The organism is Hyphomicrobium sp., from assembly GCF_035687085.1.
Classification (GTDB): Bacteria; Pseudomonadota; Alphaproteobacteria; order Rhizobiales; family Hyphomicrobiaceae; genus Hyphomicrobium_B.
Genome location: NZ_DASRYS010000013.1, coordinates 40,118 through 54,576, shown reverse-complemented (window position 1 = coordinate 54,576; position 14,459 = coordinate 40,118). Strand labels below are relative to the sequence as shown.

General features: G+C 60.1%; 18 protein-coding genes. 9 read left to right on the top strand and 9 right to left on the bottom strand.

The window, feature by feature from the left end; translation table 11 throughout:
* Positions 1-20: 20 nt before the first annotated feature.
* Entirely contained in the window at positions 21-215 is a 195-nt protein-coding gene (locus VFG26_RS10960; protein WP_325025180.1) for a hypothetical protein, read from the bottom strand.
* 71 nt (positions 216-286) lie between these two features.
* Positions 287-1,453 carry a serine hydrolase domain-containing protein gene (locus VFG26_RS10955; RefSeq protein WP_325025178.1) on the bottom strand — a complete coding sequence of 389 codons (1,167 nt, stop codon included), beginning with the start codon at positions 1,451-1,453 and terminating at the stop codon, positions 287-289.
* Positions 1,454-1,703: 250 nt separating this feature from the next.
* Between VFG26_RS10955 and VFG26_RS10950 the strand changes: the two genes are divergently transcribed.
* From VFG26_RS10950 to VFG26_RS10935, 4 genes are all read left to right on the top strand, one after another.
* Positions 1,704-1,931, top strand: coding sequence for a hypothetical protein (locus tag VFG26_RS10950; protein ID WP_325025176.1), 228 nt, complete (start codon positions 1,704-1,706; stop codon positions 1,929-1,931).
* A 136-nt stretch (positions 1,932-2,067) separates the two neighbouring features.
* Positions 2,068-2,304 (top strand): hypothetical protein, encoded by a 237-nt coding sequence (locus VFG26_RS10945; RefSeq protein ID WP_325025174.1) that lies wholly within the window; start codon positions 2,068-2,070, stop codon positions 2,302-2,304.
* A 237-nt stretch (positions 2,305-2,541) separates the two neighbouring features.
* Positions 2,542-2,826: a hypothetical protein gene (locus tag VFG26_RS10940; protein WP_325025172.1), complete on the top strand. Its 285-nt coding sequence runs from the start codon at positions 2,542-2,544 to the stop codon at positions 2,824-2,826.
* Positions 2,827-2,994: 168 nt separating this feature from the next.
* Entirely contained in the window at positions 2,995-3,204 is a 210-nt protein-coding gene (locus VFG26_RS10935; protein ID WP_325025170.1) for a hypothetical protein, read from the top strand.
* Between the two features lie 17 nt (positions 3,205-3,221).
* Here VFG26_RS10935 and VFG26_RS10930 read toward each other — a convergent pair whose 3' ends face one another.
* From VFG26_RS10930 to VFG26_RS10915, 4 genes are all read right to left on the bottom strand, one after another.
* Positions 3,222-3,614: an ester cyclase gene (locus tag VFG26_RS10930; RefSeq protein ID WP_325025168.1), complete on the bottom strand. Its 393-nt coding sequence runs from the start codon at positions 3,612-3,614 to the stop codon at positions 3,222-3,224.
* A complete protein-coding gene (locus VFG26_RS10925; RefSeq protein ID WP_325025166.1) occupies positions 3,614-3,928 on the bottom strand; it encodes an antibiotic biosynthesis monooxygenase family protein in 315 nt (104 codons plus the stop codon). Before VFG26_RS10925 ends, VFG26_RS10930 begins: the two co-directional genes overlap by 1 nt.
* Before the next feature lie 108 nt (positions 3,929-4,036).
* Complete coding sequence (locus tag VFG26_RS10920; RefSeq protein WP_325025165.1) at positions 4,037-4,417, bottom strand: hypothetical protein; 381 nt, start codon at positions 4,415-4,417, stop codon at positions 4,037-4,039.
* Positions 4,418-5,011: 594 nt separating this feature from the next.
* Complete coding sequence (locus VFG26_RS10915) at positions 5,012-5,311, bottom strand: hypothetical protein (RefSeq protein ID WP_325025163.1); 300 nt, start codon at positions 5,309-5,311, stop codon at positions 5,012-5,014.
* A 433-nt stretch (positions 5,312-5,744) separates the two neighbouring features.
* On the opposite strand from VFG26_RS10915, the gene VFG26_RS10910 reads away from it, so the two are divergent.
* A complete protein-coding gene (locus VFG26_RS10910) occupies positions 5,745-6,056 on the top strand; it encodes a hypothetical protein (RefSeq protein WP_325025161.1) in 312 nt (103 codons plus the stop codon).
* Positions 6,057-6,334: 278 nt separating this feature from the next.
* Positions 6,335-8,230 (top strand): ATP-dependent nuclease, encoded by a 1,896-nt coding sequence (locus tag VFG26_RS10905; protein WP_325025159.1) that lies wholly within the window; start codon positions 6,335-6,337, stop codon positions 8,228-8,230.
* 232 nt (positions 8,231-8,462) lie between these two features.
* On the opposite strand, the gene uvrA is transcribed toward VFG26_RS10905, so the two are convergent.
* Positions 8,463-11,423, bottom strand: coding sequence for an excinuclease ABC subunit UvrA (uvrA, locus tag VFG26_RS10900; RefSeq protein ID WP_325026080.1), 2,961 nt, complete (start codon positions 11,421-11,423; stop codon positions 8,463-8,465).
* Positions 11,424-11,760: 337 nt separating this feature from the next.
* Between uvrA and VFG26_RS10895 the strand changes: the two genes are divergently transcribed.
* From VFG26_RS10895 to VFG26_RS10885, 3 genes are all read left to right on the top strand, one after another.
* On the top strand, positions 11,761-12,378 hold the full coding sequence (locus VFG26_RS10895; protein WP_325025157.1) for a hypothetical protein: 618 nt from the start codon (positions 11,761-11,763) through the stop codon (positions 12,376-12,378).
* Between the two features lie 85 nt (positions 12,379-12,463).
* Positions 12,464-12,832: a hypothetical protein gene (locus VFG26_RS10890; RefSeq protein WP_325025155.1), complete on the top strand. Its 369-nt coding sequence runs from the start codon at positions 12,464-12,466 to the stop codon at positions 12,830-12,832.
* A 349-nt stretch (positions 12,833-13,181) separates the two neighbouring features.
* Complete coding sequence (locus VFG26_RS10885; protein WP_325025153.1) at positions 13,182-13,430, top strand: hypothetical protein; 249 nt, start codon at positions 13,182-13,184, stop codon at positions 13,428-13,430.
* 28 nt (positions 13,431-13,458) lie between these two features.
* On the opposite strand, the gene VFG26_RS10880 is transcribed toward VFG26_RS10885, so the two are convergent.
* The gene (locus VFG26_RS10880) at positions 13,459-13,617 is read right to left on the bottom strand and encodes a hypothetical protein (RefSeq protein WP_325025151.1); all 159 of its coding nucleotides are present in this window, start codon (positions 13,615-13,617) and stop codon (positions 13,459-13,461) included.
* Positions 13,614-14,123 (bottom strand): DUF2243 domain-containing protein, encoded by a 510-nt coding sequence (locus VFG26_RS10875; protein WP_325026078.1) that lies wholly within the window; start codon positions 14,121-14,123, stop codon positions 13,614-13,616. Before VFG26_RS10875 ends, VFG26_RS10880 begins: the two co-directional genes overlap by 4 nt.
* Positions 14,124-14,459: the final 336 nt, after the last annotated feature.

Below are 14,459 nucleotides of genomic sequence, written 5' to 3'. Positions count from 1 at the left end.
ATGATTGCGGGAGGGTTCGATCAGGACCCTCTCGGTCTGATCCGCTTCAGGAAGTCCCAAACAGGCAAAGCCGCCAGGCCGCCGATGACACCGCCGAGATAAATGGGCAGCGGGAAATCGAACAGCTGCTGCCATGCGAGGGAGATGAGATAGCTCGCCGCCAGCATCGCGATGATGGTGATGATCAGACGTTGCCAGAAAGGCAGAAGAAACATGGAGGTCGCCCCGACTTGATTCCGGATCTGCAATGGAGGCCTTGCATCCGGGCTGCCGCCGTTGTCCTCCGTCATTTTGAATACTTAGCATAAAGTGATTTCATTACTTCCAGCGTCGCGGGATCGGCGCGCGTGCCAGCGATGTTTGTGGCTACAACGATCGCCAGGTCACGATCCGGGTCGATCAGAATGGATGCGAAGTTCATACCGTTCGATCCGTTATGGGTAAGCAGCGGCTTGTCCGACCAATCGAATTTCGACAGCCCCCAGCCGAGCGCGTACGAGCCCGTTTTCATCGCGCCGGTTTTGGGGTCTTTGACCTGCATCTCGACCACGGGCTTGTGAAGGAGCTTGAGCGTCTCCGGCTTGAGAATGGCGGGCCCGCGCTTGCCTTCGCCCGCGTTCCAACCGGCCCACGCCGCGAAATCCTTGATGCTCATGTGCGCGAGGCCTGCGGGGCCCAAAGCTGCGGGCAGATCGGCGGCTTCGCCCCACGGATACGGGGTTACCTTGCCCTTGCTATCGATGCGGTGGCCGACGGCCGCATCGTAGATGCCGAACGTCGCCTGCGCGCCGAGGCCAGCCGTCTTCAGTCCGAGCGGCACGAAGATGCGTTCGTACATCAGCCGCTCCCACGGCTTGCCCGAGGCCTTTTCGATCATGGCGCCGGCGATGACGTAGCCGAGGTTGGCGTACTGAAACTTTCCGACATTCGCGATGCTGGGGTCATGCCGGCTTCCCCAATTCGAAATCATCTTTAGCCGCCAGTCTGACGGCGGATGATCGACGGCATCGGGACTGAAATAAAGCCTGCCGATCTCTTCGTTGTCAGGGGGCAGGCCGCTCGTATTGGAAAGAAGCTGGCGCAGCGTGATGTTCGCGAACCGCGGGCGCAGACCGGGAAGAAGCGGGCCGAGCACCTCTTGAATCGTCGAATTCCAGCGAAGCCTGCCTTCATCGACCATCATGCCCGCCAGTGTCGCCGTCATCGCCTTGGTGTCGGAGCCGAGGTGGAAACGGTCATCGACGCTCACCGGAAGGTCCCGCCCCGCGACCCGATTGCCGACGGCCCCCGCGGCGATGAGCTTTCCGTCCTTCACGACGGCCGCGGCGAGGGCAGGGACCTGATATTTCGTGCGGGTGAATTCGAGGATTGTCTTCAAATCATCCTCGGCGCGGGCGGCCCGCGGGCTATCCAGAAATGCGACGACCGCGAGGAAGATGCAGAGCACACGCATGGAACACCCGTTTTCCATAACGATAGCCCGGATTGCCGAGTGCTGTCCCAAATGACGCGCGATGCGCTCGTAGTTTGGTTGAGTGCTGGTTAAGCCGTCAGCACAGAGACGAGTATAAGCGCCGTCCGCTTGTGTTTTTTGAGTTGGAACGGCGGTGGTTAGATCGAGTTGGGCTTCGATATGCGAGGCGCGCGGCGGCTGATTAATCGCTGCCTGATGTGCGGTTTGGAGATGAGACAAGGGCTCGACCATGAAATGGAATTTGATTGCTGCGGCTGGCGCCGCATTGGCCATTGCAACTGTTGCGGTGCCGGTGGCGAACGCACAACGGCACCTGACGCCGCTCGAACGCGCGCGTATCAAGGCGCGCATTGGTGAGAATCTAACACCGCGGGAACGCGAGATGCTGCGCCGCCATGCCATGCGCCGCCGCATGGAGAACCGCGAGATGGGCTGGCGCTATCGGCACGGCATGTGAAGCATTTGCGAATGCGCAGTGCACGTCTCGAAATTGCGGCGCATTGCGATGAGTAGGCAGGCGGCGAGTTAAATTCTTCGTCTGCTCAATCGGGCGTCAAGAAATGCCCCCAATAAGAACCGTAGGGAGCAAACGCATGAATTCGAATTGGATGGCGGCCGCGGCCGCCGTGCTTGCGCTATCATTCATTGTCCCATTTGCCCAGGCGAAGCCGATCATCATCGCCGAGGGCGCGCACGGTAAAAGCAAGTCGCACTATCCCCGGTACAGGCAGTATCCGGATCGCCGGTACGAATACAGCAGCCAACACGAATCCTGGCGCGGCGGCGATCGCGATTACGAATACCGGCGGGCGCTTCGGCAAATGCGCTGACCGGCCCCGCCCCCGGTCCGGCCTGAACACCCGTTCGATCGGTAGATCGTAACGCGTTGCGAGACCGCGGGGATATCTTTGTTTCTCAGTCGTCTCGCGGACCTCGATCGCGGGCCAGCGAAGGGTGTGGCCTTCCGCCGCCCAGCGGGCTGGAACAGGCGGCTAGGCATGGCGTTGGCCATGCATGCAGGCGCACGTCTGTTTAACTCTGACTTTCAAGAGATGATTGGAGGTGTGATGATCAAGAGAACTGTGATGGCTGCGGCTGGCGCCGCGTTGATGGCGGCGTTCGTCGCGCCAACGGTCCAGGCCGATTCGATTTCCGGCGTTGAAGGCGCACGCGCGAAAGAGCGGCAAGGCCGCTATCTCAATCGCGGCGATCGCGAACAGCTTCGCCGGTATGGCGGCAACGACGATTACGGTTACGGCTATCGCTATCGCGGCTACGATGGGTACTACGATCGCGGACCAGGAGTCAGCGTCTACATCGGCCCAGGTGGCTATGGACCGTACGATTATTAATTGAGTCAAACACGATCTGGGAGAGAAGAGCAGCGGACTTCGGTCTGCTGCTTTTTTTTTGTTGGAACGGTCGCGATGCGTACTAGTTCGCAACGCTATGCCCGAGCACTCACGCCCAGGCACCGGGCCGATAAAGCCGAGGCTCGATTTGCGACAAGGAGTTCAGCAATGAAACGCAATTGGATTGCCGGGGCTGGTGCGGCGTTGATCTTGGCATCGTTCGTTGTGCCCGCGGCGCACGCGGTTTCGCCGGCCGGTCTCGAGGCCGCGCGCGCGAAGGCGCGAATGGGAGAGCGCTTGAACCCACGCGAGCGCGAGCTGTTGAACAAGTACGGCTATAGTTCGCATCCTCGCGGGCATATTCGCAGGGGTTATTAGTGGAAGCTTGCCGGTGATCACTCGGCAAACTGTCTTGCGACCGCGTCGCGGTCGATGAGCGAGCGGACTTCGCTGATGCGGCCGTCGCGCAGGCGGTAGAAGACGTGCTCGGAGAATGAGATCTTCTTGCCGTTAGGTTTGAGGCCGAGGAATTCCTTCACCGGCGTGCAGTTGAAGTCGAGCTTGCAGGCGATGTCGTTGCCTTCGACGACGAGCACGTCGATGTGGAAATAAAGATCCGGGATCGTGTCGTGGTCGTTCGCGAGCATGGCCTCGTCGTCGGCGCGCGTGAGCTTGCGGCCGTTATAAGTCAGCTCATCGGCGACGAAGGCCTTGAGATCGCGATAGCCGCCGGTGTTCAGCGCTTCGATGTAATTGCGGTAGTGCTGCGCCGTTTCTGCTGGCGTCATCAAGTGCTCCGTACTTGCGGGGGCGAGAATGTCTGCACGATCTCGTACATTCCCGGATCGAACTTCGCGATCGTCAGGGCTTTTTCGAGGAAGGGCCGGGGCCTCGCATCTTTTCGCATGGCCTCGTAGTCCTCGGGGCTCCGCCAGTGCGCGTACATCGTCACTTTCTTGCCGTCCAAGCTGCGATGGAGCGTCGACGATATGAAGCCCGGCGCGTGGGCGACGAACTGTTCGGTCGCCTGCGTGAGCAAATCTATGAGCTGCTGCTGGTTCGCTGGCTCGACGGTGAAGACGTTGATCAAAGCGATTTGCACGTTGGTGCTTTCTCTCTTTGTTTGCGCCGTTTTCTGATTGCATCCGGCGACTCTCCTTCGTCGAGCCGGCCGCCGGATGCGGACACGCGGTGAGCTGGCCGGAAGGCGTTACGCGCGGCGGACGATGGGCCAGGCGTTGATTGCGAACAGGATCATCGACGTCAACAGGCCGATCGAAGCGGCGGCGGCGAAGGGCGTGCCGGTGTCGGCACGTCCTGCGAAGATTTGCGCAAGTCCGACCACCATGGTGAGCAGGCTGATTTCTGCCAGCCAGAACTGCGCCGTGGCGAGGCGGCCTTTCTCGGCTGCGGGAAACAGATGATAGAAGAATCCGAAGAGCGCGAAGCTGACCCAGCCGATGACGAGCATGTGCGCGTGCGTCGGCATCTGCGCGTGATCTTCCGTGATGCCCATCGCGACGCCCAGGGCCATGCCGAGCACGGCGTAGATCAACGCGGATGCGAAGTAGCGGCTAGCAAGTCCGGTCATCGTGGTTCTCCCCCTGGTCCCCAAGCCTGCTTTTTCGCCGACGTCAGCTGCGCTCAGCAAACGGTGCGTGCAGACGATGCCGCCTGATTAGCCGTGTCCGGGAGATAGAACAAGAAGATGAGTGTGCAACACGCACGCGCACACGGCGGCCGGCTCCCCGGAGGGGAGTCGCCGTGTGCAAGCAATCAAGCACGAAGCGGACGGGTTCCGCGGCGTGGGCCTTCGCAAGGTTCGTCTCGGAACCGGTCCGCTCCGTGACAGCCAAAGAACAGGGTTCCGGCCAGGTCACTTAATGAAGCGGGATGCTCCGCACACGGGCTTCTCACCCCGTGCGGACGTGGCCTTCCGCCTTGTCCGCATCGCGCGCGTGCCGCGAGCGGGTGAGGCTGCCCCATCCGAGCGCCACGCGACGCCTCGCGTGATGCCCTTGCCGGATGGGTGAGAGGATTATGCGGTGTGCGCGGGCCGCGGGGATAAGTTTTTTTGTGGGGGACCCAGAAGGCGCTGAGTGCAAATAGAGAGCGCGCGCGGTTAAGCGTCTGCTTCGGGCCAAAAGTAGCCCAAAGCATCACGAGCCCACGTCTAACTCCGCGTTCAGAAGCAGAGCCAGGCGCCTAGGCAGGTTGCGGGCGTCCCGCCCTTGCAGGCCATCTGCGAGGAGTGACACTCAACCATCGCCGTCGATGATTTGCAGGTGGTTTTCACGGGCCCCTTGCCTATGAGTCCTCGCCCGGCGATCGTATTCTTAAGTGCGTTCGTGGAGAACAGCACCGCCAGATCGTGGGTGACGTTATCGCCAAGGGCTGCGACCCGGGTACAATTGGCCGCCTGAGCCATCGCCGAAAGTCCGGACACCATAATCGCGGCCATGAAGCCTAACTTGAAAACCTGCATAGCAACCCCCCGTGCGGACAAATCTACCCGAACGCTAGTCCAGTGCTTGGCAGTTGCCAAGTAAAGGACCGTTGCTGGTACACATATTTCCGCAATGCGATTTATGAGGCGCACCGCAACTTTTTGGTGCGCCGGGCGACTCCCGTTCCGGGAGCCGGCCGCCCGACGCGGAAGTGTTAGGCCGCGCAGCCGTCCGCCCGATTGAATACAAACGCCCGACGCGGAACGCGAAAAAAGTTCCGCGCGTGAGGCCAAATCTTTTCAGAAAAAACAGCGCCGAAACGGGCTTTTGATGCGAATTCGCGCGCCGGGTCTGCGCTGCCAGATCGTTGGCTAAAGGTGCGGTGGCGATCGCCGCCGCGCGCGTCCCATGCAGTCCGGTGGGTGACCGGGCTGCGTGCAATGACATACAAGTAAAAGGAGAGACCCTGAGATGAGAAATCTCGTAATCGTTGGTTTTCTGGCATTGGGCACGGCGTTCGGCGCCACCGTCCCGGCAACGGCTGCCCCTGCGCCGACGGCGCTCGGCGGCTTGAGCAACGGCCATAGCGGCATCGAGCTCGCCCAATACAAGCGCCATCGGCATTACAAGGGCCATCGCAAATTCAAGCGCGGCCACGCGCGGCATCATCATCGCCACTATCGGCGCGACCGCTATCGCGGATGGCACCGCTATCATTCGCGGCCGGCGCGCTGGCATGCGCGCGGATGCGTGGCTGTCGGGCCGGTTTGGATGTGCCCGTAAGTTGCTCGCTGCGCCTTCGGCCCGCGATGCGTGGGCTCAAGTGCGGAGCGCGAATTGAGAGTCCGGACAAGATCAGCCGGGTGGAGAAATCCGCCCGGCTTTTTTTTTGGGTGGATGCTGCGTGTGCGGACGGCGGGGATAGGTTTTTAGGCCCTTACAATATCCGTCAGGCCAAGAACGGACCCCTTTAGCGGGGACGATGGACGTTTTGGCTTGAGTGACCCCGAATGGAGGAATATGTGCTGCTGAATGAATGATTAAAATTTTCGGAGGTAGCAATGAGATTGCATTCCATCTCTTTAGAAAATTTCCGCTGCTTTCGAAGCGAGCAAATCCATCTTTCGCCTTACACCTGCATCATAGGGGCGAACAATAGCGGAAAGTCCACTGTCCTCAAGGCAGCGGACATCTTCTTTCGCAGTTCCCAGAAGATCAGCCCGCTTCATCAGTCTGACTTCAATGATCCTAAATCCGAGCTCGTGATTTCGCTGACATTCTCTGGTCTGCCCGACCAGCCGCTTCCGGGATTTGAACACTACCAAAGGCACGGCAAGTTAGAGTTCTTCATTCGCGGAAAAATAATTGATGGGGTGGTCGTATCGTCTATTCACGGCCGTCGAGAGGGAATAAAGGCGTTTGGCGGATTTTTTGAAGGAAAAGCTCCAGAGAAAAAGGCCTTCTATAATGGATTGCGTTCCGGCGAGTTCGAGGATCTGCCGTCCATTCCGACGTCCGCTGCGGTCAGTGTCTTTGAGTCGGCGCTTCAAAAGTACGAGCAAGATCACCCTGACCGACGCGAGATGATCGAAAGTGAAGATTTGGCTTTTGGCGCTTCCGGCGTCGCGGCGAGGCTACGGCAGTATGTTGATTGGGTTTATATTCCCGCCGTGAAGGACGCGGCGGACGAGGACGAAGAAGCTAAAAACACGGCTTTCGGGGTTCTTATCGATCGGATTATCCGAGCGAAGGTGCAAGTTGACCAAAAGATTGAATCCATACGCGCGACTGCACACGATCAGATCAAAGCACTTACTCAGGACTATAAAGTTGAGGTCTCTAAGCTCGAAGCTGTTCTCGATCAGGAATTCCGCAAAATAACGTCGACCGACGCTCACGTGCATCTCGATTGGACAGATTTAACTGACGAGAACGTGACGTTGAGAATGCCCCTTGTTCGCTCAATCTTGAGCGACGATTCCTTTCGAGGAGATGTATCGAGGTTTGGTCATGGCCTGCAAAGAAATTATTTGCTTACGTTGGTGCACCTGAATTCAAAATTCTCCGTCGAGAATCAGCCATCGATCATACTGGCGATCGAAGAGCCGGAATTATACCAACACCCTCCGCAGGCGCGTCATCTCAGTGTTTCGCTTCAGAAAATATCGGAAAGCGATCAAGTCCTAATTACAAGTCATAGTCCGCACTTTGTTTCTGCTCGGACGTTTGACAATTTGCGGGTCGTCAGAAAGGCGCCTGGAACCCTTTCGAAAACGTCTTTTTGGACGATTGATCAACACCGACAATTTCTCTCGAGTCTTGCTGGCGAAGAGGCCATCGGAGAGAGGGCAACGATGGCAAAGCTCGATCAATTCATCCAGCCAGAGCTGAGCGAAGCATTTTTCTGTAACAAGCTCGTCTTGGTGGAAGGCGCAGAAGATAAGGCCATTATTACAGCTTTGCTAGACCATATGGGTGCTCTGGAAGAATTCTTGAGGTGCGGTGGCCATGTTGTGGCGGCTGGTGGAAAGGCGAATCTAATAAATATGATTGCTCTCGCTCAGGGATTTAGCATTCCGAAGTACGTTATTTTTGATGCGGATACAGATTGCGATGCGCAGCAAACTGCAGAAAATAAAACGCTCAACGCAAAGTTGGTAAAATTGCTTGGGTTGCCCGAAGACCCAGAGAATAAGTGTATTTGGCCGGACGCCGACTACTCCGATGAGGCAGCTACAATATGGAAAGAAAATATTCAAAGCTCTATTGCATCGACGAATGATGGCTGGTTTGAGTCCGTTAAGGCTGTATGTGGGGAGTTTGGCTGGAACTATAGGCGACTTAAAAAGAATCCATCGGTTCTGTGTCACGCGTTGGCGTTGGCCCTGGATGCCGGGAAGGATCTTGCCTGCCTAACTAATTCGGTTGGGAAGATACGAGCGTTTGCCAAAGCGTAGATGCGGTCGATTTCAAATTAATCGGCAGACGACGAACAAGATCGTCGGCATCTCGGATGAAGACGCGGCGTATCTAAGTAGATTTTTCTAGTTAGCGCCCTGCGATAATCGAACGGAGGGGCCGGTGGGTGCGGACCCCCACCCCTAACCCCTCCCCGCAAGGGGGAGGGGAAGAGTTTTTAATTGGCGCCCGGCGACTCTCCTTCGTCGCGCCGGCCGCCGGGCGCGGAGGTTACTCAGCGGCTTGCTTCTTGGCTCTTTTGTTTGCGCCTTCCGACTCGCGTTCCGCGAGCCGGCCGGAAGGCGCGGGTTTGCGGGCGAGGACGGGCTTCAGGTACTGGCCCGTGTAGCTTTCTTTGACCTTGGCGACGTCTTCGGGGGTGCCGGCAGCGACGATGGTGCCGCCGCCGTCGCCGCCTTCGGGGCCGAGGTCGATGACCCAGTCTGCGGTCTTGATGACTTCGAGGTTGTGCTCGATGACGACGACGGTGTTGCCGGCGTCAGCAAGCTCATGCAGCACTTCGAGGAGCTTGGCGACGTCGTGGAAATGAAGTCCCGTCGTCGGCTCGTCGAGGATGTACAGCGTGCGTCCCGTCGCGCGGCGTGAGAGTTCCTTCGACAGCTTGATGCGCTGCGCTTCGCCGCCCGAGAGCGTCGTCGCCTGCTGGCCGATGTGGATGTAGCCGAGGCCGACGCGCGCGAGCGTTTCGAGCTTGTCGCGGATCGAGGGGACGGCCTTGAAGAACTCCGCGCCTTCCTCGACCGTCATGTCGAGCACGTCGGCGATGGACTTCTCCTTGAAGGTGACTGCGAGCGTCTCGCGATTGTAGCGCTTGCCCTTGCATTCCTCGCACGTGACGTAGACGTCCGGCAGGAAGTGCATCTCGATCTTGATGACGCCGTCGCCCTGGCAGACTTCGCAGCGTCCGCCTTTGACGTTGAAGGAGAAGCGGCCGGGCTCGTAGCCGCGCGTTTTTGCTTCGGGGAGGCCCGCGAACCATTCGCGGATGGGCGTGAAGGCGCCGGTGTAGGTTGCCGGGTTGGAGCGCGGCGTGCGTCCGATCGGCGACTGGTCGATGTCGATGATCTTGTCGAAGTGCTCGATGCCGGTGATCTTGTCGTGCTCGCCCGGGTGCTCCTTGGCGTTGTTGAGCTTGCGCGCGACCGCCTTGAAGAGCGTGTCGATGAGCAGCGTCGATTTTCCGCCGCCCGAGACGCCGGTGATGCAGGTGAAGAGGCCGACGGGGATGGAGGCCGAGACGTTCTTCAGATTGTTTGAGCGCGCGCCGGTGACGGTGAGCATTTTCGATTTGTCGGGGGCGCGGCGGTTTTTCGGGATCGGCACGTAGCGGACGCCCGAGAGGTATTCGCCGGTGAGGCTCGCCGGGTTCGCCATGATGTCTTGCGGCGTGCCCTGGGCGACGACGCGGCCGCCGTGGATGCCGGCGCCGGGGCCGACGTCCACCACGTGATCGGCGTGCATGATGGCGTCCTCGTCGTGCTCGACGACGATGACGGTGTTGCCGATGTCGCGCAGGTGCTTCAGCGTGTCGAGCAGGCGGTCGTTGTCGCGCTGGTGGAGGCCGATGGAGGGCTCGTCGAGCACGTAGAGCACGCCCGTCAGGCCGGAGCCGATTTGCGAGGCGAGGCGGATGCGCTGGCTTTCGCCGCCCGACAGGGTGCCGGACGCGCGGGACATCGTGAGGTAGGTGAGGCCGACGTCGTTCAAGAACTTCAGCCGGTCGCGGATTTCCTTCAGGATGCGCGTCGCGATTTCCGACTGCTGCTTGGTGAAGGTTTTCGGGATTTCCGCGAACCAGTCGTTGGCGGTCTTGATCGAGAGATCGCAGACCTCGCCGATGTGCTTGCCGCCGACTTTCACGGCGAGCGCCTGGGGCTTCAAGCGGTAGCCGTTGCAGCCTTCGCACGGGTGGGCAGCCTGGTAGCGGGAGAGTTCCTCGCGGACCCAGTCGCTGTCGGTTTCCTTGAAGCGGCGCGCGATGTTGCCGATGACGCCTTCGAAGGGCTTCTCGGTCGAGTAATTGCGGCTGCCGTCCCAGTAGGTGAAGACGATGTCCTCATCGTCCGAGCCGAAGAGAAGGGCGAGCTGCACGTGCTTGGGCAGGCGCTCCCACGGCGTCTTCATCGACACCTTGTAGTGCTTGGCAAGGCTTTCGAGCGTCTGCTCGTAGTAGGGGGAGGAAACGCCGGTTTTCGCCCACGGATAGATCGCGCCTTTCTCGAGGGAGAGCGAACCGTCGGGCACGACGAGGTCTGGCTCGAAGCGAAGTTCGGAGCCGAGGCCGTCGCATACCGGGCAGGCGCCGGCGGGGGCGTTGAAGGAGAAGAGGCGCGGCTCGATCTCGTCGATGGTGAAGCCCGAGACGGGGCAGGCGAAGCGCGACGAGAACAGGATGCGCTCGTGCGTGTCGTTCTTCGACTTGTTGGCGCCTTCGGTCTCGGCTTTCGACAAGGGTTTGTCGACGTATTCGGCGATGGCGAGGCCGTCGGACAGTTTCAGCGATTGCTCGAATGAGTCCGCGAGGCGAGTCCCTAAGTCTTTCTTCACGACGATACGATCGACGACGACGTCGATGTCGTGCTTGTATTTCTTGTCGAGCTTGGGGACGTCAGCGATGTCGTAGACGGTGCCGTTGACCTTGAGGCGCTGGTAGCCCTTCTTCTGCCACTCGGCGATTTCCTTGCGGTATTCGCCTTTGCGGCCGCGCACGACGGGCGCGAGGATCAGGAGCCGCGTGCCTTCGGGGAGATCGAGGACGCGATCGACCATCTGCGCCACGGTCTGGCTTTCGATCGGCAGGCCCGTCGCCGGCGAATAGGGGACGCCGACGCGGGCGAACAGCAGGCGGAGATAGTCGTAGATCTCCGTCACCGTGCCGACGGTGGAGCGCGGATTTTTCGAGGTCGTCTTCTGCTCGATCGAGATGGCGGGCGACAGGCCGTCGATGTGATCGACGTCCGGCTTCTGCATCATCTCGAGGAACTGGCGGGCGTAGGCGGAGAGGCTTTCGACGTAGCGGCGCTGGCCCTCGGCGTAGATCGTATCGAAGGCGAGGGAGGATTTGCCCGAGCCCGACAGGCCCGTGAACACGACGAGGGCGTCGCGCGGGATTTCGAGATCGACGTTTTTCAGATTGTGCTCACGCGCCCCGCGCACGTGGATGGTTTTCATCAGTTCGGACCCGGCGCGGGCGGCGGGCTTTTTCGCAGGTGATTTCATGAGGTAACGTCTACCCGAGGGGGGCTGGAGCGGCAATGCGACCGGAGCAAGCGCTCACAGATGATGCGCTGGCGCCGGTATTTCAAGGCTTTAGCGGGCCTTTTGGATCCCTTGGAGGGGCGAGCTGCAACCTTTTCCGGGGGCGGGGCCGGAGGCCGGCAGAGGCTTTGGGCTTCCTCGTTCACGGCACTGTCAGCAAGCCGTCAGCATTCAGCCTTGACGCCGAGATATGGCTCGCCCGAAATCAGCCGCGCCGCAATGACGGGCACTGCCAAGGGGAGGGCACAGCATGAGCCAGGCACCATCACTGCTCGATATCGGACATCCCGCGCATCCGGCGAGCCGGACCCTTTCGGCCGTCAAGCTCTTGGTGCTGGCGGTGTCGGTCGCCGCGGCCGTGCCGACGGCGCGCAATCTCTATTTCTCCTGGAAAAACGGCGTGCCGTTCAATCAGGTCGATCACCGGCTGACGCAGGCGAAGCTTCTGGAGAAGAACTTCGACTGCAAGATCGATTACCGCTCGCTGTCCACGCAAGGCAATGCGCGGGTCGATGTTGGCTCGTGTGCGAAGACGGGTGACATTTCGATCCGCGTGCGGAGCCCCGACGGGCAGGTCAATTACGAGTGGATTGCGTTCGAGCAGCTGCCGAAGCCGGCGTCGCGGTCGGGCGGGTTTGCGAGCCTCTTGATTTCGAGTGCGCTGGCGGATGAAGCGCTGGGCCGCCGTGATGAGCCGATCGTGGTCGCGCAGGATGCGTCCGTGCTGTGCCAGGGGAAGGCCGGCGACAACATCGTGCGCGTCGTGCAGTCGGGCGGGCAGTGCGTGAAGGAAACGGTGTCGATCTTCCGCGGCTCGGTTGAGAAGAGCGAGCCGGTTCCGTGCGATCAGGCGTGTCCGATCCGGTGACGAAGGGGCCGCGCTTCAGGCTTTAGGACGCCAGGAAACGTTTTTCGGGCAGCGCGCGTTGAGGGACAAAAAGGAACAAACCCTCATGGCAAACAAAACCCCTGAAGAGCAGCTTGCAGAAGCCAGCGCGCGTCTGGCGATCAGTCAGAAGTATATCGCCCGGGACGAGGTGATCGACCCCGATCCGTCGCGGCAGGAGCAGTTGGACAGGAACCGTATTCCCGGTCAGTTCGGCAGCGAGCAGCTGTCCGCCTATTCGGAGCTGGAGCCGCAGCAACGGCCGGGAGCGCAAATGGGAAGCCCGGCAGCTTCGCTGAACCTCGGATCGGGCATGGCGGAGGTCAGCGGAAATCTGTCCCGCGCCGTCGCGCAATCGCTTCGCGAGCAGCCGCGAACGACGCTGGTGCTAGCCGCCGCTGTTGGCTTCGCACTCGGCGCGATCTGGAAGGCCTAACGCAAAACGCCGGCGCCCTTCAGGCGCTGGCGCGACTCAATTTCAATTCCAGTTTCAGATGACCTGATTGTGGGTGCGGACAAGTCTCGTGTGATCGCGCCGTTGCAGACCGCTACCGCGCACGATCATCTCTCTTTGCTTGCGAGTTGCCCTTATTGGCGCTCGTTACACAGCGCGTTAAAGACAATGCGGCAGCTGCGCATTTGTTCCCAATTTTTTAACAAATCATAATCATTGCGACTTCGTGGCATTCTACGGTCTCAAACGGAGTCGCGAGCGCGACTTTGCTTGACATCGGAGCGCACAAAGCGCCTTGCTTGAAATCAACTTGATTGGAAAAGAAAATCACATGCGCGCGCGACACATTCTGCAAAGCGGCGCATTCACGCCGGAACACCTCGAACGGCTTCAATCGGCATTCGACGCAGCCTGGAAGAAAATAGCGCCTTCAATCGTGGAAGCAGATCACCACCGGTCACGGGAGCTTCTCGCCAGCGTCGTCGTTTCGGCGGGCAAGGTTTCTGACCTCGACGCCGGCGAACTCGCGATGACGGCCGAGCGGCTGTTCCAGGACGCCATGGCGGGCGAACGCTCCTAGTCTCATTCGGTTCTGATCTGCCTGTCTGTCATTGCAGACGGCCACCGCAGATCGACAGCTGCAGCAACTCGTCAATCGTCGGATTGAAGCCAAAGACCCAAAGCCGCCATACCGGCGCGGTCGCAAGTAGGGTGGCCAGCGCGAACGCCGCCCAGATCATCCCGTCCATGGCGCGCTTTGTCGTCATGGTGCGCGCCGCTTCTCGCTTTCGAGCTGGCCCTGCTTCATCAGATACCAGCCGGCGACCAGCATCGAGGCGCCCCAAACCAGAAAGCCGATATCCCAGTAGATGCGGTAGCGCTCGTCGACGCGTTCGTTGACGTGATGAATGCCGAGCAGCTGATGGTCGATGATGCCTTCCACGACATTGAAGGCGCCGAAGCCAATGAGCATGGTTCCGGCGAGCAGCTTCGTCGACCAGTAGAGATGCCTACGGTGCGCGGTGCGCCAGAGTACGAAGAGACCTGCAATGACGAACAGGTAGGTGGTGCTGTGGAAGATCCCATCCCATCGCGTGTTGAGTTCAAGGTTTTCGATGGAGTTGACCGGGAACCAGCTGCTCAGCATGTGGTGCCACTGGAGCACCTGGTGCAACACGATGCCGTCGAAGAAGCCGCCGAGCCCGAGGCCGAAGAGGATTCCCGCGGAGATCGGGAAATGCCTATCGGCAGCGTCGCGCTCCGTTACGGTCATGCAGATATGGCCTTTGGCTTCCGGGTGAGCAGACGGAATACGGGCCATGGCGAGGAATGTTCCATGGAGTGTTGTTCGTTCCTGTGGAGAACGGTACGGCCGAGGATGATCAGGAGGGGTGGCGTTGGGGCCAACTTGCCGCTGGTTTTAGCAAATTGTGAGCGCCGGGCGCAGGCGTCTCATAAGGAACGCGAGCCGATAATCTCCTGCAGGAGACGAAGTCTTCGTTTGAGACCGAGAGACCTTCCGGCTTGATGCCGGTTTTGCCGCCCGCAGAAGAGAGCGGCGCGCGCGGGTGCTGGCTGCGCCCCGCCATTGCATTGGCTGACAGCAGAG